Source organism: Inquilinus sp. CA228 (assembly GCF_052078665.1).
Taxonomy (GTDB): domain Bacteria; phylum Pseudomonadota; class Alphaproteobacteria; order DSM-16000; family Inquilinaceae; genus Inquilinus.
In genome coordinates this window covers 1-25,622 of record NZ_JBQJIK010000081.1, presented here as the reverse complement: position 1 = coordinate 25,622, position 25,622 = coordinate 1, and the positions used below count along the sequence as shown (strand labels likewise).

General features: G+C 70.7%; 40 protein-coding genes. 19 read left to right on the top strand and 21 right to left on the bottom strand.

Going from position 1 to position 25,622, the window contains the following annotated elements; all coding sequences use genetic code 11:
* Positions 1-102: 102 nt before the first annotated feature.
* From ACTOWL_RS30770 to ACTOWL_RS30690, 17 genes are all read right to left on the bottom strand, one after another.
* Positions 103-1,869 (bottom strand): terminase large subunit, encoded by a 1,767-nt coding sequence (locus ACTOWL_RS30770; protein WP_441325102.1) that lies wholly within the window; start codon positions 1,867-1,869, stop codon positions 103-105.
* A gap of 8 nt (positions 1,870-1,877) precedes the next feature.
* Entirely contained in the window at positions 1,878-2,486 is a 609-nt protein-coding gene (locus ACTOWL_RS30765) for a P27 family phage terminase small subunit (RefSeq protein WP_441325101.1), read from the bottom strand.
* 242 nt (positions 2,487-2,728) lie between these two features.
* Positions 2,729-3,127 carry an HNH endonuclease gene (locus ACTOWL_RS30760; protein WP_441325100.1) on the bottom strand — a complete coding sequence of 133 codons (399 nt, stop codon included), beginning with the start codon at positions 3,125-3,127 and terminating at the stop codon, positions 2,729-2,731.
* Between the two features lie 118 nt (positions 3,128-3,245).
* Positions 3,246-3,977 (bottom strand): hypothetical protein, encoded by a 732-nt coding sequence (locus ACTOWL_RS30755; protein ID WP_441325099.1) that lies wholly within the window; start codon positions 3,975-3,977, stop codon positions 3,246-3,248.
* 339 nt (positions 3,978-4,316) lie between these two features.
* A complete protein-coding gene (locus ACTOWL_RS30750) occupies positions 4,317-6,074 on the bottom strand; it encodes a hypothetical protein (RefSeq protein ID WP_441325098.1) in 1,758 nt (585 codons plus the stop codon).
* The gene (locus tag ACTOWL_RS30745; protein WP_441325097.1) at positions 6,075-6,323 is read right to left on the bottom strand and encodes a hypothetical protein; all 249 of its coding nucleotides are present in this window, start codon (positions 6,321-6,323) and stop codon (positions 6,075-6,077) included. It abuts the gene before it with no gap.
* A complete protein-coding gene (locus ACTOWL_RS30740; RefSeq protein ID WP_441325096.1) occupies positions 6,313-6,987 on the bottom strand; it encodes a DNA cytosine methyltransferase in 675 nt (224 codons plus the stop codon). Before ACTOWL_RS30740 ends, ACTOWL_RS30745 begins: the two co-directional genes overlap by 11 nt.
* A complete protein-coding gene (locus ACTOWL_RS30735; RefSeq protein ID WP_441325095.1) occupies positions 6,984-8,177 on the bottom strand; it encodes a CHC2 zinc finger domain-containing protein in 1,194 nt (397 codons plus the stop codon). The genes ACTOWL_RS30740 and ACTOWL_RS30735 overlap by 4 nt, the downstream gene beginning before the upstream one ends.
* Positions 8,174-8,323, bottom strand: a complete 150-nt coding sequence (locus tag ACTOWL_RS30730) for a hypothetical protein (RefSeq protein ID WP_441325094.1) — start codon at positions 8,321-8,323, stop codon at positions 8,174-8,176. Before ACTOWL_RS30730 ends, ACTOWL_RS30735 begins: the two co-directional genes overlap by 4 nt.
* Positions 8,323-10,860, bottom strand: coding sequence for a DNA methyltransferase (locus ACTOWL_RS30725; protein WP_441325093.1), 2,538 nt, complete (start codon positions 10,858-10,860; stop codon positions 8,323-8,325). The genes ACTOWL_RS30730 and ACTOWL_RS30725 overlap by 1 nt, the downstream gene beginning before the upstream one ends.
* Positions 10,861-10,915: 55 nt before the next feature.
* Positions 10,916-11,701, bottom strand: a complete 786-nt coding sequence (locus ACTOWL_RS30720; protein ID WP_441325092.1) for a GP88 family protein — start codon at positions 11,699-11,701, stop codon at positions 10,916-10,918.
* Positions 11,698-11,988, bottom strand: coding sequence for a hypothetical protein (locus ACTOWL_RS30715; protein WP_441325091.1), 291 nt, complete (start codon positions 11,986-11,988; stop codon positions 11,698-11,700). The genes ACTOWL_RS30720 and ACTOWL_RS30715 overlap by 4 nt, the downstream gene beginning before the upstream one ends.
* Positions 11,985-12,491, bottom strand: coding sequence for a hypothetical protein (locus tag ACTOWL_RS30710; RefSeq protein ID WP_441325090.1), 507 nt, complete (start codon positions 12,489-12,491; stop codon positions 11,985-11,987). The genes ACTOWL_RS30715 and ACTOWL_RS30710 overlap by 4 nt, the downstream gene beginning before the upstream one ends.
* Positions 12,491-12,991 (bottom strand): hypothetical protein, encoded by a 501-nt coding sequence (locus ACTOWL_RS30705; protein WP_441325089.1) that lies wholly within the window; start codon positions 12,989-12,991, stop codon positions 12,491-12,493. The genes ACTOWL_RS30710 and ACTOWL_RS30705 overlap by 1 nt, the downstream gene beginning before the upstream one ends.
* Positions 12,991-13,368, bottom strand: a complete 378-nt coding sequence (locus tag ACTOWL_RS30700; protein WP_441325088.1) for a hypothetical protein — start codon at positions 13,366-13,368, stop codon at positions 12,991-12,993. Before ACTOWL_RS30700 ends, ACTOWL_RS30705 begins: the two co-directional genes overlap by 1 nt.
* A gap of 50 nt (positions 13,369-13,418) precedes the next feature.
* Positions 13,419-13,838, bottom strand: a complete 420-nt coding sequence (locus ACTOWL_RS30695) for a hypothetical protein (RefSeq protein WP_441325087.1) — start codon at positions 13,836-13,838, stop codon at positions 13,419-13,421.
* Entirely contained in the window at positions 13,835-14,428 is a 594-nt protein-coding gene (locus ACTOWL_RS30690; protein ID WP_441325086.1) for a GcrA family cell cycle regulator, read from the bottom strand. Before ACTOWL_RS30690 ends, ACTOWL_RS30695 begins: the two co-directional genes overlap by 4 nt.
* A 50-nt stretch (positions 14,429-14,478) precedes the next feature.
* On the opposite strand from ACTOWL_RS30690, the gene ACTOWL_RS30685 reads away from it, so the two are divergent.
* On the top strand, positions 14,479-14,619 hold the full coding sequence (locus tag ACTOWL_RS30685; RefSeq protein ID WP_441325085.1) for a hypothetical protein: 141 nt from the start codon (positions 14,479-14,481) through the stop codon (positions 14,617-14,619).
* Positions 14,620-14,886: 267 nt separating this feature from the next.
* Here the strand turns inward: ACTOWL_RS30685 and ACTOWL_RS30680 are convergent, their stop codons facing one another.
* The 3 genes from ACTOWL_RS30680 to ACTOWL_RS30670 form a co-directional block, all read right to left on the bottom strand.
* On the bottom strand, positions 14,887-15,360 hold the full coding sequence (locus ACTOWL_RS30680) for a phage regulatory CII family protein (RefSeq protein ID WP_441325084.1): 474 nt from the start codon (positions 15,358-15,360) through the stop codon (positions 14,887-14,889).
* Entirely contained in the window at positions 15,357-15,770 is a 414-nt protein-coding gene (locus ACTOWL_RS30675) for a hypothetical protein (protein ID WP_441325083.1), read from the bottom strand. The genes ACTOWL_RS30680 and ACTOWL_RS30675 overlap by 4 nt, the downstream gene beginning before the upstream one ends.
* Positions 15,771-15,861: 91 nt before the next feature.
* Complete coding sequence (locus ACTOWL_RS30670; RefSeq protein ID WP_441325082.1) at positions 15,862-16,053, bottom strand: hypothetical protein; 192 nt, start codon at positions 16,051-16,053, stop codon at positions 15,862-15,864.
* Positions 16,054-16,115: 62 nt separating this feature from the next.
* Between ACTOWL_RS30670 and ACTOWL_RS30665 the strand changes: the two genes are divergently transcribed.
* Positions 16,116-16,541, top strand: a complete 426-nt coding sequence (locus ACTOWL_RS30665; protein WP_441325081.1) for a hypothetical protein — start codon at positions 16,116-16,118, stop codon at positions 16,539-16,541.
* 23 nt (positions 16,542-16,564) lie between these two features.
* Here the strand turns inward: ACTOWL_RS30665 and ACTOWL_RS30660 are convergent, their stop codons facing one another.
* Entirely contained in the window at positions 16,565-16,789 is a 225-nt protein-coding gene (locus tag ACTOWL_RS30660; RefSeq protein ID WP_441325080.1) for a transcriptional regulator, read from the bottom strand.
* A 96-nt stretch (positions 16,790-16,885) separates the two neighbouring features.
* On the opposite strand from ACTOWL_RS30660, the gene ACTOWL_RS30655 reads away from it, so the two are divergent.
* The 17 genes from ACTOWL_RS30655 to ACTOWL_RS30575 all read left to right on the top strand — a co-directional run.
* A complete protein-coding gene (locus tag ACTOWL_RS30655; protein ID WP_441325079.1) occupies positions 16,886-17,491 on the top strand; it encodes an XRE family transcriptional regulator in 606 nt (201 codons plus the stop codon).
* Between the two features lie 234 nt (positions 17,492-17,725).
* The gene (locus ACTOWL_RS30650; RefSeq protein WP_441325078.1) at positions 17,726-17,860 is read left to right on the top strand and encodes a hypothetical protein; all 135 of its coding nucleotides are present in this window, start codon (positions 17,726-17,728) and stop codon (positions 17,858-17,860) included.
* The gene (locus tag ACTOWL_RS30645; protein WP_441325077.1) at positions 17,860-18,051 is read left to right on the top strand and encodes a hypothetical protein; all 192 of its coding nucleotides are present in this window, start codon (positions 17,860-17,862) and stop codon (positions 18,049-18,051) included. Before ACTOWL_RS30650 ends, ACTOWL_RS30645 begins: the two co-directional genes overlap by 1 nt.
* Positions 18,052-18,282: 231 nt before the next feature.
* Positions 18,283-18,612, top strand: a complete 330-nt coding sequence (locus ACTOWL_RS30640; RefSeq protein ID WP_441325076.1) for a hypothetical protein — start codon at positions 18,283-18,285, stop codon at positions 18,610-18,612.
* Positions 18,613-18,638: 26 nt separating this feature from the next.
* Complete coding sequence (locus ACTOWL_RS30635) at positions 18,639-19,262, top strand: hypothetical protein (protein WP_441325075.1); 624 nt, start codon at positions 18,639-18,641, stop codon at positions 19,260-19,262.
* Positions 19,255-19,695, top strand: a complete 441-nt coding sequence (locus ACTOWL_RS30630) for a hypothetical protein (RefSeq protein ID WP_441325074.1) — start codon at positions 19,255-19,257, stop codon at positions 19,693-19,695. The genes ACTOWL_RS30635 and ACTOWL_RS30630 overlap by 8 nt, the downstream gene beginning before the upstream one ends.
* Complete coding sequence (locus ACTOWL_RS30625) at positions 19,692-20,150, top strand: hypothetical protein (protein ID WP_441325073.1); 459 nt, start codon at positions 19,692-19,694, stop codon at positions 20,148-20,150. Before ACTOWL_RS30630 ends, ACTOWL_RS30625 begins: the two co-directional genes overlap by 4 nt.
* Positions 20,147-20,362: a hypothetical protein gene (locus ACTOWL_RS30620; RefSeq protein WP_441325072.1), complete on the top strand. Its 216-nt coding sequence runs from the start codon at positions 20,147-20,149 to the stop codon at positions 20,360-20,362. Before ACTOWL_RS30625 ends, ACTOWL_RS30620 begins: the two co-directional genes overlap by 4 nt.
* Positions 20,362-21,033 carry a DUF2312 domain-containing protein gene (locus tag ACTOWL_RS30615; protein ID WP_441325071.1) on the top strand — a complete coding sequence of 224 codons (672 nt, stop codon included), beginning with the start codon at positions 20,362-20,364 and terminating at the stop codon, positions 21,031-21,033. The genes ACTOWL_RS30620 and ACTOWL_RS30615 overlap by 1 nt, the downstream gene beginning before the upstream one ends.
* Positions 21,030-21,953, top strand: a complete 924-nt coding sequence (locus ACTOWL_RS30610; RefSeq protein WP_441325070.1) for an AAA family ATPase — start codon at positions 21,030-21,032, stop codon at positions 21,951-21,953. Before ACTOWL_RS30615 ends, ACTOWL_RS30610 begins: the two co-directional genes overlap by 4 nt.
* A 2-nt stretch (positions 21,954-21,955) precedes the next feature.
* Entirely contained in the window at positions 21,956-22,129 is a 174-nt protein-coding gene (locus tag ACTOWL_RS30605) for a hypothetical protein (RefSeq protein ID WP_441325069.1), read from the top strand.
* The gene (locus ACTOWL_RS30600; protein ID WP_441325068.1) at positions 22,129-22,473 is read left to right on the top strand and encodes a hypothetical protein; all 345 of its coding nucleotides are present in this window, start codon (positions 22,129-22,131) and stop codon (positions 22,471-22,473) included. Before ACTOWL_RS30605 ends, ACTOWL_RS30600 begins: the two co-directional genes overlap by 1 nt.
* Positions 22,466-22,717: a hypothetical protein gene (locus ACTOWL_RS30595; RefSeq protein ID WP_441325067.1), complete on the top strand. Its 252-nt coding sequence runs from the start codon at positions 22,466-22,468 to the stop codon at positions 22,715-22,717. The genes ACTOWL_RS30600 and ACTOWL_RS30595 overlap by 8 nt, the downstream gene beginning before the upstream one ends.
* Positions 22,717-23,844 carry a DUF5131 family protein gene (locus tag ACTOWL_RS30590; RefSeq protein WP_441325066.1) on the top strand — a complete coding sequence of 376 codons (1,128 nt, stop codon included), beginning with the start codon at positions 22,717-22,719 and terminating at the stop codon, positions 23,842-23,844. Before ACTOWL_RS30595 ends, ACTOWL_RS30590 begins: the two co-directional genes overlap by 1 nt.
* A gap of 113 nt (positions 23,845-23,957) precedes the next feature.
* Positions 23,958-24,203 carry a hypothetical protein gene (locus ACTOWL_RS30585; RefSeq protein WP_441325065.1) on the top strand — a complete coding sequence of 82 codons (246 nt, stop codon included), beginning with the start codon at positions 23,958-23,960 and terminating at the stop codon, positions 24,201-24,203.
* Positions 24,200-24,841 carry a hypothetical protein gene (locus ACTOWL_RS30580; protein ID WP_441325064.1) on the top strand — a complete coding sequence of 214 codons (642 nt, stop codon included), beginning with the start codon at positions 24,200-24,202 and terminating at the stop codon, positions 24,839-24,841. The genes ACTOWL_RS30585 and ACTOWL_RS30580 overlap by 4 nt, the downstream gene beginning before the upstream one ends.
* A 48-nt stretch (positions 24,842-24,889) precedes the next feature.
* On the top strand, positions 24,890-25,622 hold a 733-nt coding region (locus tag ACTOWL_RS30575; RefSeq protein WP_441325063.1), incomplete at its 3' end, for a hypothetical protein.

The following is a 25,622-nucleotide window of genomic DNA, read 5'->3' as shown; positions in this document are numbered from 1 at the left end:
CTCCACCGGGCTGGCGCAGCCAATGGCCCGGATCGCCCCATCGATAGACGATGTTGACGATCGCCCGGGCGACGCCGCGCTTCAGCCTGGCGGTCACTCCCATCAGACGATCACCGGGTTCGAGAGGAAGTCATCGAGGCTCTCCTCCTCCTGCTCGGCCATCGCCAGACCGGTGGCCATGACGGCGGCGGCGATCCCGTCGATCTTCTCGGCGGACCGATCCTTGGCCGGCATGAAGTTCATGTTCCGGTCGAACACGATCACGGCGTTCGTCGCCATCCAGGACAGGACCGGGTGGCCTCCATGATCGAGGTTGCCGGAGAACACCAGCCCCTCGAACTGCCGCGACGGCTCGCCCAGGGTCCGGATGCCCTGCCGCATTTCGACGAACAGGTCGGCGTCGGCGCCGTCGCGGACCAAGTCCGACTGCAGCTTCCGCGCGTTCCACGGGTCGAAACCCCAGCGCTGAATATTGTAAAGGCCCTGCGCTTCCTCGATCCCGCCCTTGACATAGTCCTGATCGACATAGTCGCCGGGCGTGGTCTCCAGCGCGTTGCTCTGGAAGAACCGGTCGTACGGCACTTTCTCGTCCCGCACCCGCCGCGCCATGGTCTCTTCCGGGACCCAGAACCGGCAGCGCAGGTCAAATTTGCGGCGACCCTCCAACGGCTCGAACAGCAGCACCAGCGCCGTGATGTCCTGCGTCGACGACACGTCGAACGCGCCGAAGCACCGCCGGTCGCGATGTCCTTCCGGCGGCCGCTGCCAGGCGGTCGGGTCCGACATGCACGCCGCCCAGCGCTTGGTCGGCAGCCAGCGCGACACCGATTCCACCCACAGGTTCAGGTGGTAGCGCTTGAAGTGGGACTCCGCCCTCGGGTTGTCGCGGGTCAGCGCGAACTCGCGCCGGATGAACTGCAGGGTCGGCGACAGGCCCAGCGTCGGGTTGACCTTGTGCCAGACCTTCTCGTCGCTCCAGTCGTCCTCCGGATCGGCGGCGAAGATCACGACCAGCGTGGTCGGATCGTCGATCTCGCCGGCCTGGATCTTCTTGCTCTCCTGCCACAGGTCGTAGCCGACCACGTTCGACTTCAGCGCCGCCGTCGACGCGTACAGCTCGATCGGCTCGAGGCGCGCGCCGGAGCTCTGCCGCAGCGTGGTGGCCAGCTCCGTCGTCACCCACTCATGCATCTCATCGCCGACGATGACCGTCGCCGACCGGCCGTGCTTGCCGTCCGCCTTGCCCGGCAGCAGTTCGAACAGGGCCTCGATCTGCGGGATCCAGATCGACTTCTTGAACGACTGGGCCTTGTTCTTGAACGCCGGCGACAGCGCCAGCATCGCCTTCATCTTGCCGAAGACGATGCGCGCCTGCTTCTCGTCGCGGGCGAAGACATAGCCCTCGCCGCCGTGGATCCCCTCGATGGCGAAGAACAGGATGGCCAGCGCGGCCATGAACTCGCTCTTGCCGCCCTTGCGCGGGATCCACAGCAGCAGCCGGCGGAACAGCCGGACATGCACCGTGATCGGGCCGCCGGTCACGGCGTCGATGATCTCGACCGGCGCCTTCCATCCGACCAGCAGCCGGACGATCACCTCTTCCCACTGGCTCAGCTGGAACGGCAGCCCGACGAAGCGGTCGTTGGTCAGCCGGAACACCCGGGGCCACAGCCCCACGATCTTGTCGGCCTTGGCCGCGTCGTACCAGCTGCCCGGCACCGCGGCCGCGCGGCGCCAGGCGATCCTGGCCCAGTCCCAGCCGCGGTCGTCGGCGGCCGCCCTGATCCACTCCGGCTCGAACCCCTGTGCCGCCGTGCCGCTGATCGTGCTGATCCGCGGCGCCGGCAGCGCGGCGGTCGCCGACTGCATGCGTGCCGTTAGTTCGGGCGGCTGCCCGGAGGCGGCGAGTCGAACCGGCCCATGCTGCCGATCACGTCGTCATCCTCGCCATCGGCCGGCGGCGGATTGCCGTCGGCGCCGGGCTTCGGCTTGGGCGACGGGTCGTCGAACAGGCCACCGGCTGGGCGGTTCGACTGCTCCTTGAACAGCCGGTACCGGTCCAGCGGGGTCAGGCCGAACTTCTCGGACAGCTTCATGACCCAGGTCATCGCCGTGTCGCGGCGTTCGACCGACGGATTGGGGCGGGGCATCTTGTCGCCGGACACCGTCTTGACAAGGACGCTGTACCCATTGGCCAGGATGTCCTCATGCGCCGCGATCCACTCGCCGGTGTAGACGCACAGCAGCGCGAAGCTGTGCCGGTCGGTCCGGGCCAGCAGGTTCACCCTGGCCAGCTGCGGCGCGTAGTCCCGCCACACCGTCATCGCCGGGGCCAGCAGCGGGTTGTCCAGATACGCCGGCGGCGCCAGCGGGTCCCCCGCCTCCGCCGGCGCCGCGGCCAGCAGCGCCGCCAGCCTCTCGGCCTCGGCGATGGCGCGGTCCGTCACGCTCCGGCGCTTGCCGGGATAGCCCTTTTTGGCCTGCACCTCCGGCCTGTCCGGTCGACGTCCCATCGGCTCAAAGGCCGACCCGCGGCCCCTCCTCTCAACTCAACCAGTTAAGCCCCTGCCGAAAAAAACTTTCTCAAGATTTTTCCGCGGAAACACACGCCTTGATGGACACACGGTCCGCAATGTGGGGGGGCCAGGGTTTTGACCTGCCCCCTCCCCCTCGGCTCATGGTGCGATGCAGCATGACTGGGGCGCATGGCTCGGTGCCGCGTCGAATGCTATGGGCGCATGCCTCGGCCGGCCGGGGTCGGGTTGCCGAAGCCGCCGTCCTCGCGGGCCGTCTTGGCCTTGTGGCAGGGGCCGCAGAGGGACTGCCAGTTGTCCTCGTCCCAGAACAGGTCCGGATCGCCGCGATGCGGCTTGATGTGGTCGACCTCATTGGCGGCGACCGTATCGCCGCGGCGCTCATGCTCGGCACAGAGCGGATGCTCGGCCAGGAACAGCGCCCGGCGCCGCTCCCACCTCCGCCCGTAGCCCCGGCTTGCCGCCGAGCCGCGCCGCCGGTCCGCCGCCTTGGCCCGCTCCGCCGCCTCGGCCGCATGCTCCTCGCAGTGCCGGCCCGACGTCAGGCGACCGCAGCCATGGAGGGCGCAGAGCTTCCGAGGCTTGCTGGCCACGACCCCTCCAGGAACGACGAAGCCCGCCGCGGCTCGGGGCCGGGCGGGCTGTCGTCGCGCACGTTGCGCTTCTGCCGTCTGTCTATAGTCATAGATCTGGTGGCCGTCAAGCCCTTGATCACCAATAGGTCGCGGCCCCGAACCCGGTCACCACATAGTCCCGCAGCGCCACGCCCGCCATCGCGCGCTGCAGCACCGACATCGCGTCGTGCCAACGGCGATACTTGCCCTGTTCGGCCATGATCCACTCGATCGAGGGCGACCAGCTGAGCGGGCAGTATGGCACCTCGACGGTCCGGGTCCGCCGGTTCTCGACCATCCTGCCGCGCCGCCCATCCCACTCCCGCTCGATGTACGCCTCGGCGAGCCGCTCGGCGACCAGGATGCGATACTCGACCCGGTCGCCGTGCAGCGCCTCGCGCAGCCGCCACCCCTCGGCGTTGCTGTAGCGCTTCAGCTCGATCACGCCCCACTGCACGTCGCGGCCCCGGTCCGCCACCTCCGGCCAGGCCGCCGGCAGCGTGGCGGGCCATTCCGGCGCATCGCCGAGCCGGGCGAAGAACGCGACGATGGCGCCGCCGCCGCGGTCCGCGCCGACCTTGTCGGCCAGCGCCACGGCGTCTGGGTGCACCCGGTCGTTGAGCCCCTTCCACTGGCCGCCGTCGATCCGCCCGCCGACACGGGCGATGTCGTCGATCTTGGCGCAGCCGCAGCCGCTGGCCCGATGCGGCTCGGCGTCGTCGATCACGGCCTCCGCCTCGAACAGCCCGCGCCCGGTGACGAGGTCGACCCGCTGCACCTGGTACGCCCAGACGCACAGCTCGAACAGATCCAGGTGCCGCTTGGCCACACGCCGCTCGTGGTCAGGCCGCACACCGGTTCCGCCGGTTCTGGCATTGTTCCGGCGTTGTTCCGATCTCAGTTCCGGCTTACCTGTTGATTTCATTGAATTATCCTGTCATCGGAACCAAAAACGACGATCCGGCTCACTCCAAACACGCGCGCGCACCCACGTTTGGGGCCATCCCGGCACCGGCAAATCCGGTTCCGATCCGGCCGTTCAACAGCGATATCAAGGCCTTGGCCAGAACCGCCATCGGAACCCGGCCGGAACCAGCCGGAACCTCGGTTCCGGCTAACCCATTGACACACCGTCACAGGGGGTCGCAGGGCCCCGCCCCGCCGCTGGTCAGTCATCGTCGAGGTCCGGCCCGGCGCCGCGCGACATCGGCTCGTATTCGGGCAGCAGGGCGAAGGGGATGACGATGCCGTGGCTCTTGGCCCCGCCGAACTGCATCGACCGTCCGGTCGGCTGCACGCACCAGTCCGGCCCGCGCGCCGGGTATCCCAGCCGCAGCAGCGAGGTGCGGTGCCCGCCGGCCTCCCAGCGGGTCCCGGCGAAGATGCGGAACAGGGCCTGGACCTTGTTCGCCACGATCAGGCACAGCGCCGCGGTCCCGTCCGCCCCGGGCCATGTCTCGACCCGCATGCCGTAGGAGCGCAGCTCGTCCCGGTAGGGGCTCGACTGGTCCTTCACCGCCGCCGCGACCATGGTGCCGAGCGTGACCCGCCGCCGCGCCTTGTATGGGTCGGCGGCCTGGCCCAGCAGGTGGTTCCAGCACTGCGCCGCGTCGCCATCCTCCTCGTCGGCCTGGCTCATCTCGATGATGACCGGGCCCAGCCGCTCCATCTCCTGGGCCACGCTGTCGGGGTCGGGGGGGCCGTCATGCAGCATCAGGTCGCGCCCGGCCAGCAGGGCGGCGAACATGTCGGCCTGGCGCCCGTCGCACCCGGCCTCGATCAGCGCCCGCCGCCACACCGGGGCCGAAGCCTCGAACACCGGCCATTGCAGGATGGCGCGGGCCCTCAACTGCTGGCTTACCCCCCGGGCCCCCTCGGTCGCGGCAGTGATCCTGGCTTCGGCGTCGGGGTCGCGCGTCGCCTTGATCAGCCGGAAACCGTAGATGCGACTGCGGTCCTGCGGCAGGAGCGGAGGCGGGTTGATGCCGGCGAGAAAGGCCGAGCCCGACACGTGGTTTCGCATCGCGTCCTGGGTCGGCGACCCGCGCGCGATCTCGGCGCCCTGCGCGCCGGACATGCGGCGGATCAGGCCGATCACCATCTGCATGCGCACCGCGCCGGCGCCGACCTCGGCCTCGTCCAGCAGCAGGGCGCGGCTCTGGTTGGTCAGGCTGGCGCGGATGCCGGCCTCGGTGAAGTCGTTCAGCATCTCGGCCTGCGGCCCCATCATGGCGGCGATCAGCATCAGCAGCGCGGTCTTGCCGGCGCCGTGCTCGGCGTCGCACAGCATGTGTGCCCGCCACGGCGGCAGCTCGCCGAGGAGCGCGAGGGCGACCCAGCCGAACACCAGGTCGGCATCGGCTGGCGCGCCGAACCGCCACAGCCCGATCGCGTCGCGCAGCCGCTGCGCCTCGGCCGCCGATGCCGGGGCGTCGAAATCCGGCCGGGCGCATTTCGGCCGGGCGATATACAGCCCGGGGTCGAGCCGCAGCCCGGGCCGGCACCAGCGGCCGCCGATGAACAGGCCGTCGCCGCAATGGACGATGGGCGACCCGTCCGGCGCCTTCCACACGCCCAGGCCGCGGCGGCCGAGCGACGGGTCGTACAGCCCCATGCGGTGGCACCGCCGCATCAGGTCGGCCGCAGCCTTCCTGGCGTTGAAATCGTTGGTCGGCTCGCCCTCCTTGTCGTAGCGCACATGGTTCGCCACCAGCCATTCGTCCCGGCCCTCGAACAGCGACAGGATTCCGATCGCGGTGAAGTCGGACCGGGTCATCTTCCGCAGCTCGCCGGACGGCGACAGGAACCAGTAGACGCTGTCGATCGACCCGACCGCCCGCACCGGGCAGTCGTCCCGCTCCTGCGCGTCGATCAGGGCCAGGATCGGGTCTGGCCGCCCTCCTGGATCCTTGGCAGGATCGGCCATCTACAGCAGCCTCCCCTGCCCCGGCGTCCCGGCCGGGGCCTCTGTCGACGTCGCCTCCGCACTCGCCTTCCAGCGCGCCAGCTCGGCCTCGCCGATCGCCCGGTGCGCAGCGCAATACCAGCGCATCACCCGTTCCGCCTTGGGCAGCATCGGGTCCGGCGCGAAGCCGAACGCGCCCCAGGCGCCGCAGCCTTCCGAGCATGGATGCTCGACATGGAGATGTCCGGCAGGGCGCTGCTCAGGCGGCATCGCGGATCCCAAGCCATACACACACCATCAGGAACCGCTTCCGGCTCTGCGCCAGGTTGCCGATCTCGCCGCAATCGTGCTGCGTCTCCTGGATGGCGTAGCCATAGGGCCGGGCCATGCCATGGATCCGGTCCAGCACCGGCCGGCCGCGCTTGGCGATCCGCGGCACGTTCTCGAAGATGATCAGGTCGGGAGGGTCGTCGCTCCACGCCTCCAGCATCAGGAAGACGCAGCGCTCGGTCAGGCGGTTCAGCGCCTGGTACCGCTCCGACTTCGACATCGCCTCGGACAGCAGGCCGGAAAAACCCTTGCACGGCGCCGAGATGAAGACGATGTGCGGCCGCTCGCCATGGGCGGCGCGGCGGATGTCGTCCGGCACCGCCTCGCGCCAGCCGTCCGGCGGCACCCGGCCATGGAAGGCGGTGTATTGATCGGCCGAGAACAGGTCCACCACCGTGCCGGCGACGCCGGCGGCGCGGCTGAAGTCGCGGATCGAGGCCGGGTCGCTGTCCACCCCGCCGATGCAGCGGAACCGCGCCGTCATGCTGCCGACCCGGGCCTGGCCGCGGTTGAATCCCTTGGCACCGCCGCCCAGGCCGCAGCAGAAATGGAAATGCCGGATCTCGCGCACGATCGGCGCGCCGGCCAGAATGGAGGCGGTCATTCAGTCTCCCCAGGCGGCTTGCGCGCCATGTCGTTGAAGTCCGACCCGGGCGCGGCCCACGCGACCGAGGCGTCGATCCCGAGCGCGCGATAGCGGGCCAGGCCGCGCTCGACCACCAGGCGCCCGTCCTCCGGGTCCTTGTCGTCGTTGTCGCCGAGCCAGATGAAGCGGGTCACCCCGGGCGGCGGCACGAAGCCGGGCCGGGCCGGGTCCGGGATCGGCGATTGCCGCCGCTGCCAGCGCACCCGGCCCCCCGGCGTGACCTCGCGCGTGCCGGGCTTCTTCGGCCCGAGGCCCATGCCGCCGCCGGCGAGGTTGCCGCGGCTGCCCAGCGCCCACACCGCATCGCCGCGGCCCGCCCGGCGCAGCGCGGCCAGGACGGACAGCGACGTCTCGATCCCCTCTCCCGCCCGCAGCGTCGGTCCCAGCAGCGTCAGGCGGATGGCGCCGCCGAAGCTGCGGCCCAGCATCTTCTTCGCCGACAGGATCTCGCCGGTGATCGGATCGGCCAGCTCGGCCTTCGTCCATCGGCCATCGATCGGCTCGAGCCAGGTGACATGCACCCCGGCCATCGAGCCGTTCGGCTCCTGGATCACCGCCACCATCGCCGGCAGCGTGGCCAGCACCACGTAGCGCTCGGCCCGTGGCGCGCGCGGGTCGGTCCGCTCGTCCAGCCAGTGATAGGCCACCTGGCCGCAGCGCAGCACGCCGGGGATGCCGCCGATCGCGTCCAGGTCGATGCCGCGGCCGCGCAGATAGGCCTCGACCGGCGAGCCCTCTGCCGGGCCGGCGGCGACATAGATCTCCGCCGCGTTCTCCAGCTTCGCCCGCTGCGACGCGGCGCGCCGCCGCTCGGCCTCGGCCTCCTGCCGGCGGATCCGCTGCCGGTCCGCCTCGGTCAGGCGCTGCGGCCCGCCCAGCTGTTCGACCGCGTCCAGGAAGCCGATCCCGTCCAGCCGCCGCACGAAGGCGATGGCGTCGCCATGGACGCCGCAGCCGAAGCAGTGGAAATGCCCGGGCCGCGGGTGCTTGAACACATAGAAGCTCGGCGTCTTCTCCTGGTGGAACGGGCAGCAGCCCGACAGCTTGCCGCTCCGCTCCTTCAGCACCACCCCGCGCTTGCGCACCAGGTCCGCCAGGTCGACCAGGTCCAGCACCGCCCGCGCGTCGATCGGCTCGCGCGGCATCATGGCCGCCGCCCTTCCGCATCGATCTCGTCCTGCAGCGCATCGACGAAGCCCAGGGCCATGGCCAGCCGCAGGCGGCTGACCGGCATGAGCTTGAGGCCGAGAAGGATCAGCCGGGTGCCGATGATCTCGCGCAGGGTGAAGACCATCACGCCGCCTCCGTCTCGGCGGTCATGACTTCGAACAGCGACGGCACGGCCATCTCCCGCGCCGCCGCCTCGACATATTTGCAGCCGTCCAGGAAATAGCCCGGGTTCAGCTCGATGCCGATGCTGCGCCGGCCGGCCTTGACCGCGCGGTACGGCACCGTCATCAGGCCGGCGAACGGGTCCAGCACCGTCTCGCCGGGCATGGTCAGCTGCGCCACCAGCCGGTCGACGATGTCGAACTGCAGCGGGCACAGGTGCAGCTCCTTCCCGGCCGCGGCCTGCAGCGTGTTCATGCTCAGCATCCGGGCGACATCGGCCCAGACGTCGTGATGCCAGGAATGCGGCGGCAGCAGCATGAAGGTCGGCGGCAGCTTGCCCACCTCCTCCAGCGCCTCGGCCACGCGGACATGGTGCTCGAAGTCGTAGACCTCGCTCAGGCTCCAGGCCCTGAAGGTCCGGTAGATCACCGCGGCGTCCAGCCCGACGATCTCCTCCGGCTTCAGCAGCCGGTCGCCGGCGCTGCGGCCGAAGCCATGCGCGTCCAGCTGCCAGCGGGCCCGTGAGTACCCGGCGTTCGTCCAGCTGTCGCCGGTCCACTCCCGCTTCGGCTTCACCACCGGCAGGTCGGCATAGCCGCGGCTCGGATCGGTCGGCGGCTTCCGGAACAGCAGCACGTATTCCGGCATGCCGGCGCCCATGCGCGACCCGTCCTTGCACTGCTCGGTCCAGCCCAGGCGATAGGTCTGGTTGTTCTCGCGCACCACGTCGGTGACGACGGTCTTGCGCGCCAGGAAGGCGAAGCCGTGCCGCCGGAAATGCGCGACGCAGTCGTCCGAGAACGGGCTGACGGTCTGGAAGCCCAGCCCGGTCATCCCGCCCGGCACGATCCGGTCCTTGACATGGATGGCGGCGACCCGCCCGGGCCGCAGCACGCGCAGCAGCTGCGGCACCAGGAAGTCCATCTGCGCCCAGAACTGGGTGTCGTCCTCGGTGTGGCCAAAATCATTGTAGCTCGGCGTGTACTCGTATTGCGTGCTGAACGGGATCGAGGTGACGATCAGGTCGACCGAGTCGGCCGCCATGCCCCTCGTCTCCTCGACGCAGTCGTTGTTGACCAGGCGATAGGCCTCGCCCGTCACCTCCACCCGCTCGACGCCGAGCGACCGGGTCAGGGTCGCCGCCATGGCGGCCTCGCTCAACCCGTATTCCCGGATGATCGCGGTCATCTGGCGCCCCATCTCCTCATGCTGCGCCCAGCGGCGCTCCAGGCGGCGGCGCACCTCGCGCTCGGCCTCGGTGTAGATCAGGTCGATCCGGCAGCCATGCTCCTGGCCGAACCGCACCACCCGGTGGATCGCCTGGATCAAGTCCCTGAACTTGAAACCGATGCCCAGGAACACCTCCCACCGGCAGTGCCGCTGGAAGTTGCAGCCGGCGCCGGCGATCACCGGCTTGGTCGACAGCTCGGCGAACTGCCCGTCGCTGAAGCCGATGATCCGCTTCTCTCGCTCCTCCGGGTCCTGGCTGCCCCAGACCGACCGGGCCGACGGCACGGCGCGCTCGATCGCGACGCGCTCGGCCTCCAGGTCGTGCCACAGGATGCGGTGCGCGCCGGGGTCCTCGCTCCGGATCTCCAGCAGCTTGGCGATGCGGGCCGACAGGCTGTCGCGCTTCTCCCGCGCCGCGTCGGTCACCCCGATCGCGGCGTTGCGGAACAGCCGGCCCTGCCCGCTCTTCTCCGCCCCGGCCTGGCCGTGGTCGGTCGGGATCTCATGCCAGCGGATATCGACCGGCGGCAGCACATAGCCGTCGTCGCTGAAGCCGAGGTCGGAGGGCCGCTGCACGAACAGCGCCCATGACGCGACCCACAGCCAGAACTCCCGCTCCTTGTGCGGATGCAGGGTCAGGGTGTCGGCCTTCTCGCTGTTGCGCTTGAAGAACCGGGTCTTGGCCTGGCCGACATCCATCACGTCCAGGAAGGCGGCATAGGCCAGCAGCTCGATGAACTCGTTCGGCGACGGCGTGGCGGTGGCGACGAAGCGCCAGCGCACCGGCTCGAACAGCCGCATGAACTCGCGAAACGTCTTCGACCCGCCGAAGCCGCGCAGCACATCGGCCTCGTCCAGGCTGGCGGCAGCGAACAGCGCCGGGTCCAGCTTGCCGTCCCGAACGGTCTCGTAATTGGCCAGGTAGATTGGCCGGGCCGCGGGATCATGATCGATCTCGCCCTCGCGGCGGATGAACTTCACCGCGGTCGCGCAGTCGCCGCGGAACCGCTTGGCCGCCTCGAGCACGAACTCATGCCGCACGCCGAGCGGCAGCACGATCAGCGTGTCGCCGGCCTCGCCGATCCGACCGAGATGCATCGTCACCTGGCGCATCAGCTCGATCTGGGTCGCCGTCTTGTGCAGCCCGAAGCTGGCGAAGATGGCGCGGCGACCGCCCTTGGCCGCCCAGCGGACCATGGCGTGGGTGACCGGCTTCAGCTCCGGGTTCAGCGAGGCCGGGTCGACATCGAACCCCAGGCTCGGCGCCATCCGCACTTTGGCCTCGAGGAATTGACGATAGCTGTCCCCCTCCCCCATCGCCGCCTCAATGGGCCAGGAAGACGATGGGGCGGCGCGTCGCCCAGCACAGCGAGCAGGTGCCGCAGCACTCGGTCTTGTTCTGCTGCTGCGGGCAGATGATGGCGCGGCCGCCGGCAGTCCAGTGCCGGGCCGCCTGGGCGCTATAGGCCGAATAGGTGTTGGCGTCGCCGCCCGAATCGCTGGTGCGGATGGCGACGCGGTCCCACATCCGGTCCCGCGCCGCGGCCACCAGTGCGCCGATCGGCGTGCTCGGCCGCCAGGCGGTGTAGCCGAACACGCGCAGCGCCGGGAACCGCCGCAGCCAGGACAGCCAGCGCCGGACATAGGCGACGCTGTAGAAGTCGCCCAGCACGTGCAGCCGCACCACATACCCGCCGGGGTGCTGCGCCTGCAGCGCCTTCAGCTCGGCGCCGAGCCGCCGCTCCAGCGCCGGGCCATGCATCAGGCGCTCGGCCCAATGCATCTTGTTGCCGAAGCAGTCCAGCCAGTGCGTGCAGCTGCGCGGGCAGGTGGCGCGCTCCTCCAGCGTCAGGGTGTAGATCGGCATGCCGCTCCACTCGCCCTTGGTGACGCGGGCGCCGATCTTCTTCGAGTTCCAGCCCGACTTCAGGATCCGCTGCGCCAGGCCGGGCCACACCACGGTGGCGCGGTACCGGGTCCGCCCCTCGACCGCGGCCGGGTCGTCGGCCCGCATGGCGTTGACCTGTCCGGCCTCGCGCCGGTGCGGCTCGGCGAAGCGGCGCAGGTTCCGGCCGTGGCTGTGCCAGGAGGGAGAGCCGATGGCCTTCATCGAAAGAACCCAGCGACCCAGCGGCGGCCTGCCTCTGTGATGATCAGCGTCGGCCGCTTATGATGGTCGTTCGGCCCAGCCTGCAGCAGTCCGGCATCGACGAACCGCTGTGCCTCTTTCCGGCCCATCGCGTGCCCGCAGCACATGATGTATTCATTCCCGCACAGCGGCAGGTTGGCGAAGCCGTCCTGCTCGTCCCAGCGGACGCCCCAGGGCAGCCAGCCGGTGGCGAGCATGGACATGATCGCCACGCGCCGCCGGCTGTAGCGGATCGTCGGCGCGCTCACTGATCGCACCCCTTGCCGACGGTCTTGCCGCCGTCCTCGGGGTTGGTGAACGCCTTCCAGTGGATCCAGCCGCGCGGGCAATGGAAGCCCCAGCTGCGCACGTTCGGCCCGGTGATGAAGATCGTCATGCAGGGCGCGCCGTCGATCAGATCGAGCCGATGCGCCGCGCTGGGCCGGCGCAGCTTCAGGTCGCCGGCGTGCCGCTCGATGCGGTGGTGGATGCCGCCGGCGGCGACCGTCTCCTCGATGTAGCGGCCATCGACTAGGATCGAGAGGTTGACCCAGGGATGGTCGTGCAGCGCCCGGTCGTCGTCCGAGCGAAAGAAGGCGTGCAGGTAGATGTTGAACCAGCGGTTCCGCCGGATCAGCCACCAGCGCAGCAGATAGGGGTCGGCCGTGCCGCCGATCGCGACGTCGGGGGCGCGCCGCGCCGGCACGCGCGCGGCGATGCCGGCCAGCAGGCGCAGGGCGAAGCCGGGCAGCCTGACGCGGGCGCCGCCCATCACACCACCCCCGCCGCCAGGGCGGCGCTGCAGCCGGTCAGGCTCTGCGCCGGGGCGGTGCTGCGCACCACCAGATGGGTCCAGCTCTCGGCCGAGACCTTCGGCCCCTGCACCCGGATCGGCGGGCCCTGGCGCAGCGATGCGTCATAGGCGGCGATGCTCTCCCGGGTCGGCCGCGGCCAGTCCGAGCAGCTCTGCCGCACGCGGTCGGAGATGGCCTGGCGCGCCCAAGGCGCCACCGTGGGCCGCGCCACGGTGCGGTGCCCGGTGCCCGGGATCTCGAACACGCGGCGCACCTTGCCGCCATGGACCAGCAACCGGCGGGACCGGACCAGCCGCTCGATGTCCTTGGGCAACTGGTAGGGCGTGAACCCGGCGGCGCGCAGCACGGCCTCCATCTCCGGGCCGCTCGGCGTCTCCCGGCCTTCGGCCGCGGCCGCGGCGATGAAGGCCAGCACCAGCCGGACCCGCTCCGCCACCACGAGATCGGCCGCGCCCATCACAGCGCCGTCCCGGGCACAGCAGTGCCGCCGATGAACGACAGGCCGGAGCCCGTGGCCAGCAGGCAGGCCCTGCCCCCCCCGTCCGCGGTGGCGGTAATCTCCAGCATGGTGAAGCTGGCGCCGCCCGGCGCGGCCAGGATCTCGATGACGAAGCCGCCGTCCGACAGCATCCGGGCCACGGGCAGCTCGTGGTAGCGCTGGCGCAGCAGGGCGGCGACGGCACCATAGGGCGCGCAGGGGCTCTCTTCCGCCGCGGACCGGTCCGGGGGCGCCGCGGCCGCCTGCGGCTCGGCCGCGGCCGGTGTGACCATGGCCGCAATCGCCATTGCGGCGAGGCCAAGCACCAGGTCGTCAATCGCAAGGCGGAACAGCATCTCGGTTCACTCCGCAAGAGGGGCGATGGTCGCGGCGGTCGGCCCGGCCGTCAGAAGCCGAAGCGCTGGGGGACGACCTGATCGTCTTCGGCGGCCTGCTCATCCTCATCCGGCGCGTCGACCGCCTCCGGCTTCGGCTCGGGCAGAACCAGGCGCACCACCGGCGGTAACTCCCAGCGGTCGCGCAGCTGCTTGCGGGCCACCGCCTCGTCGCACGGCGTCAGGCAGTAGATCGACGCGCCGCCGTAGAACTGGGTGGCGACGCAGTCGTCGCCGGGCCCGGGAATGTCGACGCGCAGCAGGGCGGCGCCGGCGACGACCTGCTCGCTGACGCGGCCGGCGACGATGCGGCGGCCCATCAGCTCGACGATCGCCCAGCCCGACACGGCGGGCTGGGCCGGGTCCGCGGCCGGGTGATCCGGGTTCGCGGCCGGCGGCTCGGCAAGGGATTCATCTGCGAAAGGGGTCATGCGGCATCCTTGGTTGCAGGTTTCGGCCGGGGCACATGCGTCTCCCAGCACAGCGCGTGATGCTCCGGGCAATAGCTCGACCGGCGGCCGTCACGACGCTCCAGCACCGCGGCACCACAGAAGTCGCGCCGCTCGGGCTCGCCGCGCAGGTACTGGCAGGTGGCGAAGGGCGACCGGTCGGACAGCCCGGATCCGTCGGCCCAGCCGCGGGTCGGCGGCTTGGTGCGATAGCCCTTGTCGCGCCAGGGCCTGGCCACCGGGACGGGCTCGGCCGCCAGAGCAGGCGATGCCTCGCCGGCGGGATCGGTCGCCAGAGCGGGCGCCGCCCCGCCCGCACCACGGGCGCCGCCGAACCGGCCGGGCACGATCCGCTTGTGCTTCGGCTGCACCAGGCCCAGCCGGCTCACCTTGTTGATCACCGCGTTGCGGGTGACGTCGCCCAGCGTCTCGGCAATCTGGCTGGCGCTGCGGCCGTCGACCTCCCACAACTGGCGCAGATGCGCCACGCGAGCCTCGGTCCAGTCGCCGGGCCGGGCCGTCGTCCGGCCGGCAAGCCGCATCGGCTCGACTCGGCGCGCCGGCTCGGTCACACTCTCCGCGGCGCCGCAGTCAGACGGCGTATCAATGGGGAGAGACCGAGATGGCGAAGAAACCAGGGGGCGAGACGACGTCGAAGAAGGCGGCGTCGGCGGCATCGAAGGTGCTGCGCGATCCGAAATCGTCGGCAGCGGCGAAGTCGGCGGCGGGCAGTGCGCTGACCCAGAAGGTGAAGAAGAAGTAGGATCGTTCGCCGGGGCGCCTGCCACGGCGGCTGGCGCTTCGCCGGACACGGTGCCGGATTGCTCTCCACCCGGCGAAGTCACGCCTGCGTCTTCCACACAGCCCTCAGGGCCGCTCTCGCGTGTCCGGCGTCCGACTGCTCCAACATCGCCTTGCAACTGTGCCGCCGCCTTGACGCCGATCAGCAGCCGGCACGAAATCTCGACCTCGTCATGGGCCTTGGCGTGCAGCGCCAGGATGCGGCGGGCCTGTCGATCGTCCTTGGCCATCACCCCTCCTTCACGGCGAAGCCGCCGCGCGACAGCTCGGCGCGCATCGCGGCCGCGCGCCCGATCACGTCGCCCAGTTCGTCGCAGATCCGCTTCATCTCGCCGCCGGTCAGGCGGCCATCGGCGGTGGCGTCGTCGACCGCCCGGTTCAGGTCGCCCAGCTCGGCGCCGATCCGGCGCAGATGGGCATCGGGCCCCAGCGGCTGCACCTGCATCGGCCCGCCCATCGCCGCGGCCTCGGCCCGGACCAGGGCGACGATCGTCTCCACCAGGTCGTGGCCGTGGCCCGCCACCTCGCAGGCCGCGGCCAGGCGCACCACATCGTCCACGCCCAGGCGCCGCCCCTCATTCGGGTTGCTGGCCTTGCGCAAGGCGTCGATGGTCTTGCCGGTGGCGCCGATCACGCCGGCCTCGCCGAGAGATGCCATCATCCGCAGCGTGGTTTCGCCCAGCATGGTGCGCGGCGCGGTCATGGCGTGCCTGCCGCTTCGCTGCGTCGCGTTGCGCCGGCCGGATCGGACGGGACGGCCACGTCGTCCGCTACCACATGCGTGGCATGGCGACCGAACATCCCCATGAACTCAGGCCCACCCATGATCAGGGACTTGCCCTGGCCGAAGGCCATGGCCTGGACCTGGCGGGCCACGCTGGATCGCCGGGACGGCTGGAACACGAGCTTCCGACCGGAGGTCAGGGCCTCGAAGACGGTCGCCTGCCAGGGCTGCAGCACGACGCCGGCCATGGCCCAGATCGATCGCTGCCACTTCCAGGCGGAGATCGGCCGCCGCGGGGCGACCTGCACCAGGCCGGGCTCGGCGGCGCAGTCCTCAGCTTCCCGGCAGGCGGCACGGTCGGGGCATGTACGGCACACCATCACAGCCACCCCAGCATCGTCGCCAGGCCGACCACGGCCAACGCGATCAGCGCCCACAGCACTCCGGCGAGAACCAGCCCGAAGGCGAATGCCTGCTCGCTCATGACCTCGCCCTCGCGGCGCCGCGGCGCTGCAGCCGCCGATCGCACAGGCTGGCCACGGCGAACGCGGCCAGGCCGAGCGCCAGGCCCGGCGCGCCGCGCCAGGCATCGCCGTCCAGCATCGGCTGCACGCCGAGCGGCAGCAGCACCCCGGCCGCGCAGGCCGAGACGATGACAATCACGCGCATCATGCGAAGATCTCCGGCACGCCGACCGCGAATGGGCGGCGGCGGCGAACGAGGGGAGAGGTGCGATGGTTGGCTGGCTGCGCCTGATGGGCTGCCTGATCTTCTTCTTCATGGGCGTCGACGGGCTGATCCGCCTCGTCGAGGGCTTCGGGGGTCTGGCCGAGGCCAACCGGCTGACCGGCCCGGCCGCCGCGGCGGCGAAGCAGATCCTGTGGTCCGTGATCGGCATCGGCGCCGGCGAGATCGTCATGGGCCTGACGCTGATGGCGATCTGCCTCGGCATCGCCGCAGTGATCGACCGCCTGGAGAGGCTGCCGATGCCAGCGCACAGCATTGCGCCGCCCGCGGCAACCATCGCCAGTCATGAACCTCACCCTCCAGCACCGAAGGCAGGCCAGGCTGATCAACCGGCATCGGCCGCCAAGGACCGGCAGAAACCATCCATCGGCGACGGCGTGGTTGACCCCGGTCCCTTCCGCTGGCCGGATTGACCACCAGGCGACGCGAGCGCCGCTCACGCTGCGGCCTCGGCCGGCGGCGGGAAGATGTCGGGACGCAGCTCATGGCGCTTCACCGCACCCTCGACCGCAAGCTCGATGCGGATGCAATCCTCCGCCGGCACGCGGCCGCTCTTGTGCAGCCACCACCACACCGTCTGCTGCTTGCGGCCGATCGCCCTGGCGAAGGCGGTCTGCCCTCCCTTCGCCGCGACGGCGCGCTCCAAGGCTGAGTTCGACATGACCCGACGATACAAGCATGCTTGTGAGACCGTCAATCGAAATAACAAGCACACCTGTGGCGACGATCAACAAGTCCGCTTGTACGATGCGGCCCCATGAGCACCATCGGCCATCGAGTGAAGCTGGAGCGCGAGCGCAAGGGCCTGTCCCAGACCCAGCTGGGCGAACGCGTCGGCATCCGCCAGCAATCCATCCAGCTGATCGAGGACGGGGTCACCAAGCGCACCCGCTACGTGGTCGATCTGGCGAAGGCGCTCGGCGTCAACCCGGACTGGCTGCGCACAGGCGTGGGCGAGCGCACCTCGGCCAGGCCCGACACGGTGCCCCTGGTCGGCAAGGTCGGCGCCGGCGCCGAGGTGCACATGTTCGAGGGCGACATGTCGTCCGAGCAGATCGACGAGGTCGATGCCCCGCCCGGCGCCGATGAATTCACCGTCGCCGTGATCATCGAAGGCAACTCGATGTATCCGCGCTACCTGGAGCGCGAGACGATCTACTACCGCCGCGCCCAAACCTCGGATCCACGCAACCTGATCGGCCGCGAGGTGGTGGTCCGGGTCGCCGACGGCCGCACCTTCGTGAAGGTGCTGCGCCGCGGCTCGTCTCCCGGCCTTTTCAACCTGGAAAGCTACAACGCCCCGCCGATGGAAGACGTCGCGGTCGACTGGGCGGTGCCGGTGCGCTGGGTCAGCCGCGAATAACACCGGGACCGGGCTCCCGAACACTCCACTGAGCAGCCGCCGGATCGTCGGCGATCCACAAGCACGCGTCCGCTCACAAGAATGCTTGTTGACACGCGGATACAAGTTTGCTTGTATTCCTCTCGTCCGCACATCCCGGACATGAAGCCTCCCTGTTTCACTGGCCCGGGGCGCGGTGCGCTCCGGGTCCTTTCGGGGAAGGCGACAGAGGGAGGCCCCGACCGGGGCGCGACGATGCTGCACCTCATTCCCGAACCCCTGCTGACCGGCCTCGCCCTGATGGGTGGCTGCCTCGGCGCCTGGGCCATCCTGGTCCTGTTCGTCTCGGTGTTCTCCGCGCCATACGACCCGGGCGAGGAGCACGAGTGATGCGCGTCGACGTGTACGAGGACGAGATCATTCCGACCCGCCTGGTCCAGCGCGGCTCCGACATCGCCGACGTGCTGCCGGAACCGGACGAGCGCGACGAGGCGCTGGCCGACCTGCTCGCCACCGGCATCGCCGCGGTCGGCGGCGGCTCCCAGCCGCTGTTCTTCCTGGTCGCCGCCGCGCCGGCCTGACCCTGCCACCAGAAACCCGGGGGCCGCACCGCCGCCCCCCGGGGCCTCCCTTCAGCCTGGGCAGCCCGGTTGATCGCAGAGGCACCCTCGCCCCCTTACCCGGCCCCCGCCGGGTGGGGGCCGAGGCGTCAGAGGGGCCGGCCGGCATCGAGGTCGGGTCGAATTCAGGCAAGACCGGCGCGCTGGCGCCACAGGCCGCGCCCCTCGCCACCATCGCACAGGGAGACCGACATGTCCGCCGTCATCGCCCCCGCCACCATCGCCGACCTGGAGCGCGCCTATGATGGCCGCATCCCGGACGGGCTGCTGCAGCTCGCCCTGCGGGCACCGGAGCGGGTGGCCCGGATCTGCCGCACCAAGGTTCGCGGCCGGATCAAGGCCGCCGCGGTGCGCGACGCGATGACCGACAAGATCGTCGAGATCTTCGAGGAGCGCGGCGGCGAGGTGGCCGAGCACGACCTACTGGCCTGCGGCTTCACCCCGAAGGACATCCGGCTGCACCGCCACGCCGCGATGCGCGCCGCCCGCCCACGCCTGCGCCTGGACCGGAGCGCCGCGTGATGTGCGACGCCGCCGATCGAACGGCCGTGGAAGCCGCAATCACCGAGATCCGGGTCTTTGTCGAGGGCGCCGACGGCCTGCACGGCCGGCCCTACATGCCGGACCACGCCATCGACGTCCTGCTGGAGATCGTGTGGGAGCGGCAGCGGCAGGTCGACCTGCACGGCCATAGCCGCAAGGCCGACGACGAGCTGGGCGCGGTCGCTATGGTCGACAAGATCTACAAAATTGCCGCGGCGGCCGAGTTCGACCTGGAGCAATTCCAGGACCGCGACGAAATGCTGCGCCGCTCGCTGATCAGCATGGCGGCGCTGGCATGGGCCGCGAACGAAGCGATCGACCGCCGCACCGGCAACGCCCGGCCGGACGACCCGATCGCAGGGGACGCTCCCCTCGCCGGCATGTGCGACTGCATCGACAAGGTCAACGAACTCCTGAAGCCGCGCAACGGCCAGTTGGACCTGATGTTCATCGTGGACCGGGACAGCGGGGCGGTGCGCGACGTGCCCTGCATCCAGACCATGAAGCTCAACCTGCGGGGCCGGGTGAAGCCGCCGAGCATGGCGCCGACCTTCTGCCCGTTCTGCGGCCAGCGCTACCAGCCCGAAACTCCGGCAGCCGACGCTGCCGTGGAGCCAGCCCATGGGTGACGTCCTGCGCTTCCCCGGCCCGAGATGGGTCACCATCGACACGACCGGCCAGCCCGCGCCGCCAAGCCCATTCGAACGGCCGACACCGGCCCTTCCGGCCGCCCCACTGCCGGCGGACGGCTTCGCCGTCGGCGCCAGGGTCTGGGACAAGATCAGCGGCGCGCGCGGCACGGTCCGCGGTGCCACCTGGAGCGGCGCCGACTTCTTCAGGAAGGGCCGCCCGCTGAAATACGCGGTCGAGTGGGACGGCGATCCGGTGATCGAGGATGTCGTCGCCTGCCGCCTGATCCCGGCCCGTCCGGTCCTGGCGCCGCGCCCGGCCGGCCAGCCCGGACTCACCACCCTGCACGTCCGCCGCATCACCCGAGCGCCCTGGTGGCCGGGCAAGAGCTTGTCGGCGGACGGCGGCGACGACCCGAAGGGGGCGGCATGAGCTACCAGCGCTTCGACCACGCCGGCTGGCTCCGGCGGCATATCGACCGCGAGATCAGCGACACCGAGGCCAGGGTCGCCGACATCATCGGCATGGTCTTCGGCGGCATCTACAACGCGCCGATCAACTGGCGCAGCCCGAAGGCCTCGCGGCCGTATCTCGGCGCCAAGGCCGTCGAAGTGGTGGTGCGCGATGTCGGCCTGGCGACCTTCGACTTCGGGCAGCTGACCCGGCTCGTCTTCCTCTGCCACGAAGCCAGGATCCGCGCCGAGATCGACAGCCACACGCGCGGCTACTTCCTGCTCCGGTTCTCGGCACGCCTGGCCGAGGGCGAGATTTCCGAACGGCATCCGAACCTCGACCAGGCGGTTGTCGAGTTCCGCCAGTACCTGCCGGCAGACCACCCGATCGTCTACCGGGCGCCGCCGGCGGACACGTCGGAGGCGGCGGCATGATTCTCATCAAGCCAGAGGAAATCGACCGGATCGCCCTCTGCTCGGATCTGCGCGGTGCTGGCCACGAGCTCGCGCATATCGGCTCGATGATCGCCGGGCGGGGCGCGGTGGAGGCATTCGACCTCCGCCAGGCGCGCGGTGCGATCAAGCGCGCGCTCGATGCCATCGACCATTTCGAGCGGCGCAGCGCCGCCAGCAAGGAGACCACCTGATGCCCCGCCGTTCCCAGCCCGTCCTGCCGGCCATCGGCGACAACAGCGGCGGCGTCGCCGCCGATCGCCTGCTCCGCTTCATCGAGCGCCTGGAGCGCCTGGACGAGGAGATCGCCGGGCTGAAGGACGACCGGAAAGAGGTTGTCATCGAGGCGAAGTCCACCGGCTTCGACGCCCGCACCATCGGCGAGATCCTCAAGCTGCGCAAGCTGTCGCAGGAGGAGCGCGACGAGCGCGAGGCCCTGCTCGACATCTACAAGGCCGCGCTCGGCATGCTGTCCGACACGCCGCTCGGCGCCGCCGCCATCCGCCGCCTGTCGCCGAAGCCACCACCGCCGCCAGGCGGTGGTGCCCCCGGGCCTGACCCGGGGGCCCAGGAAAACGGCGACGATCCGGACGACATCGCCGATGCCCTGGCACCGGCCGATCCCGGCCCGTCGATCGAGGAGGCGCACGCCATGGGCGCCGCCGCCGCGGCGGAGGGCAAGCCGGTCGGGGCCAATCCTTTCCCCGCCGCGACCCCACACCGCGCCGCCTGGGACGAGAGCTGGTGCCGCGCCGCCGGCAGCGACGGCATGGACCTGCCGGAGGCCTGGCGCCGCTCGCCCAAGAAACCACCGGACGCTCCGGCGCCGGCTCCGGCCGCCGATCCGAAGGATGACGACGCATGAGCCGCCACACCGTCGACATCAAGCCGACCCGGTTGGAGTTCAGCGGCGCCGCCACCTATGAGCGCTTCGGCGACATGGCGATGCCGGAGGACAGCGAGCCGCCGATCCTGGCCAAGCCGGTGCGCGCCGTGGTGCACCAGTGGCTGCAGGAGATGCAGTGCGAGGCCGAGCTGAAGGCGGCGGGGCTGGAGCCGCGGCGCACCGCCCTGCTCTCCGGCCCGCCCGGCTGCGGCAAGACCACGCTGGCGCACCACCTCGCCGCCCGGCTCGGCCTGCCGATGCTGACCATCGCCATCGGCGCCCTGGTCAGCCGTTATGTCGGCCAGACCGGCAACCAGATCGAGGATCTGTTCCGGGCGCTGCGCCGGGACCAGGGTTCGATCGTGCTGTTCATGGACGAGTTCGATTCGATCGGCAGCCGCCGGGTCGAGGCCAACCAGTCGGCGGCGGCCGAGAAGAACAGCATCGTCACCGTCATCCTGCAGGCGCTCGATCGGCACAAGGGCATGATCTTCGCGGCCACCAACAAGGCCGACAACATCGACCCCGCCATCTGGCGGCGCTTCGGCCTGCACCTGACCATCGACGTGCCGGACGGCGACGCCCGCTTCGCCATCATCGCCCGCTACCTGTCGCCCTTCACCCTGCCGGACGACGCGACCGACCTGCTGACCGACGCCACGGCCGGCGCCACGCCGGCGCTGCTGCGCCAGATGATGGAGGGCATCAAGCGCGACCTGGTGCTCGGCCCCCGCTTCCAGCGCGACATGTCCGCGGCCGCGGTGCTGGAGCGGATCGTCACCGCCGTCGCCCCGTCCGAGGAAGCCGGCCAGCCGCCGCTCTGGCACGACGACCGCTACCGCGGCGATGTCGCCGGCGGCCTCGAAGCCCTCACCTGGCCGCCGGAAAGGAAGGCCTGACCATGATCCGAGACGTCCTGATCGGGCGCATCGCGCTCGCCACCGAGATTCCGGTCGGCACCGTGGCCCGCGTGGTCGACTCCATCCGTGAGATCGAAGCCGAGGCGACTAGGTCACCGGTCGACCTGCTGTTTCCGCCGCCCACGCCGGCCGCCCCTTTCGAGGATCTGTGCTGATGTCCACTCCGCTCACCCACTCCGCCCGCATGATCGCCAATGTCTGCGACCGCGCCGATGCCATGCTCGACCGGGTCGAGGCGATGATCGGCAAGCCGGTCGTCGGCCTGTGCGAGGCCTGCCACGAACTGATCGTCGAGGGCGACGAATATGCCTGGGACGACAACGGCATGCTGCTCTGCGGCAAGCTGCAGGGCGCGCCGGACGCCGGCCCCAGCTGCCTCGACGGCGCGCGCGAGGAGTATGTGCCGAGCACCGACGACGACCCTGCGCTACCTCTCCCGCAGGCGGGAGAGGTCGGGGCCGCGCCGGCGGCACCGGGTGAGGGCACTTCGGATGGCTGAAGCCAAGATCACCGCCGCCGACCGGAAGATCTCGAAAGAGATGCAGAGCGTCGCCCACGCCATCGCCGAGACCCTCGCCTCCATCGCCGATCAGCGCGTCAATTTCAGCCTGTTCGTCTGGACCGAGGGCCGCACCCAGTACGTCTCCAACGCGCTGCGGCCCGACGTCGTCAAGGCGCTGGAGGAGACGATGGCGCGCTGGCGCGAAGGCCAGCCCGACACGCCGCCGCACAAGGTGCAGTGATGGCTGACCACACCGGCATCGAATGGGCGGAAGCCACCTGGAATCCAGTGGTCGGCTGCAGCCTGGTCAGCCCGGGCTGCAGCCACTGCTACGCCATGAAATTGGCGGCGCGGATCGAGCGGATGGGCGGCAAGGCCGGCGCGAAGTACAGCGGCCTGACCCAGCCCAGCAAGGCCGGCCCGGTCTGGACCGGCACGGTGCGGCTGGATCAGGACGCGCTGCTGCAGCCGCTGCGCTGGCGCCGGCCGCGCCGGATCTTCGCCAACAGCATGTCCGACCTGTTCCACGAAGGCCTCTCCGACGATCAGATCGACCAGGTCTTCGCCGTCATGGCGCTGGCCGACTGGCACACCTTCATCGTCCTGACCAAGCGCGCCGACCGGATGCATGCGTACCTCACCGATAGCGACCTCGGAGACAGGATCAGCGCGGCGCTGGGGTGCATGCTCGACGGCGACTGGATCTGGCAGGCGGGCAAGCAGTTCCGCGATCGGATCGAGCATCTGATCGGCGCCTTCATCGGCGAGGATCAGGATGATCACGGCAACATCGTCTACTACCCCGATCCGACGCCTTTGCCAAACGTCATCCTCGGCGTCTCGATCGAAGACCAGGCCCGCGCGGACGAGCGCGTGCCGCAGCTGCTCGCCACGCCGGCGGCGCTCCGCATCGTCTCGGCCGAGCCGCTGCTCGGGCCGATCGACCTGGCCTGCGTCCCGCGGCCGGCATCCTGGCCAGCCCCGGCCGACGACATCGCCGATGGCATCGATCCGCTGCGCTTCAACCCGCGCCTCGACGGCGTGATCGTCGGCGGCGAGAGCGGCCATGCTGCCCGTCCGATGCATCCCGATTGGGCCCGCAGCCTGCGCGACCAATGCCAGGCCGCTGGCGTGCCGTTCTTCTTCAAGCAATGGGGAGAGTGGAAGAACGGCAGCGATTTCGCGGCTGACGCCAAGGCCGTCACCAATGACGGCCGCGTCCTGGATCCGACCCATGATGCCATGTACGCCGCCGACCGCGAGGAACGGGTGCTCTGCCCGACGCTGATGCGCAAGGTCGGCAAGCGCCGCGCCGGCCGTCTGCTCGACGGCCGCACCTGGGACGAGATGCCGGCGGTGCGGCGATGACTGACCACACCGCGGGAGAGTCCTCCATACGTTGCAATCTCTGTGGCTGGCAGGGCGCCGAAAGCGACCTGGCGCCGAACTATGTGTCGGCCCGGGCCTGCCCGCGATGCCGAATGGCGATCGGCGTCATCGCCACGGCGGCCGCGGCAGAGGCCGCCAGCGCCGCGCCGCCCTCCGTCCTCGACGCCGCGATCGCGCGGATGGTCGAGGACATCGTCGAGATCAACGCCACCGCCACCGGCGGCACGGTCACCGAGGGCGACCTGCTGCTGCGCGGCTACTCCCGGCAGCAGATCGACCGCCACCGCGGCGCCGCCCTGCGCCGGGCCCGCCCTCGCCTGCGGGACTGCGCGGCATGAGCGACCGCCCGGCCGACATCGTCCTGCCGGAAGGCTGGACCTGGGAGCGCGTCGAGGCCGAGCGCGCCCGCTGGGAAGTCAGCCCCGACATGATCCCCGATGCCGTCGTGCCCGGGAATGTGACCGGCTGGTGCACGATCGCTTGGTATCGCTGGCACCGTGACCACGTCCCCGCCGGCGAGGTGTTCGCGGTCTCAGATCGATCCGCGCTGGGCCATCGGGCGCCCCTCTACCTGAACGAGGACCTGCTGGGTCGCCTTCCACGGCATCGACGCCCAGGGGCTCGCATCATGAGGTCAGACCAGCAAGCAACCGAGATCGAGCGGTTCCTGTCAGATCGCGTCGTCACCGCCGGCGCAGGCGCGTTGGTGTCGTTTCGCAACATGTATGACGCCTATTGCGAGTGGGTCGGCGGTGCCGCCGTCGCGATGCTGCCGGAGCATTTCAGCAACGGCATGCTAGCCCTGAAGTATCGACATCGCGAAGCCGCCAACGGCACAAGATGCTGGGCGGGCGTGATGTTGAAACAGCCCCCGACCAAAGAACAGATCCTGTCGGGCGACGTTGAGGCCGCCGATCAGGTGCTGCAGCAAGCCCGTCTCGCCCTCGACCACTTCAAGTCCCACAACCCCGCATAGGCGGATCGGCCGGGCCACGGGCCACGGTCCATCCTCCAGGAGAGCCCCATGATTTCCCTGTCCTCCATCACCCACGAGCAGGCCGCGCTTCGGATCGAGCAGTTCGCCGACGAGGGCCGCCTGACCCAGGGCCGGTGGCACGGCAACGACGGCAGCGGCCGCGAGATCGCCTGCCTGCTCGGCTCGATCCATCCCAGCATCAGCGGGTCCGAAGACTGCCCGGCCCATCTCATGCCGGAATGGCTGAGCAGCCTGACGGTGACGCTGTTCGACGGCATCCGCGCCAGCGAGATCGCCCGATATGGCAAGGCCTATGCCGCCGCCCTGCGGTCCTCTGCCGGGTTTCTGCCGGCGAACTGGAACCGGGTCCGCAACCGCTTCCTGATCCACGTGGTCAGCAGCGCCCTTGAGGTCGCGCGGCCGAAGGGCGACCCGGTGCCGGACTACTGGCCGGCGGTGCAGGAAGCATGCGGCGCGGTCCTGGCGCTGCTGGCGCAGGAAAGCCCGGACGAGGGTGAAATGAAGGCCGCGGGCAAGAAAGCGCGAGCGGCGGCGGAGGCGACGGCGGAGGCGGCGTGGCGAGCGGCGGAGGCGGCGGAGGCGGCGGCGGCGGAGGCGGCGTGGCGAGCGGCGGAGGCGGCGGAGGCGGCGGCGGCGGAGGCGGCGGAGGCGGCGGCGGCGGCGGCGGCGGCGGCGGCGGCGGCGGAGGCGGCGGCGGCGGCGGCGTGGCGAGCGGCGGCGGAGGCGGCGGCGGCGGCGGCGGAGGCGGCGGCGGCGGCGG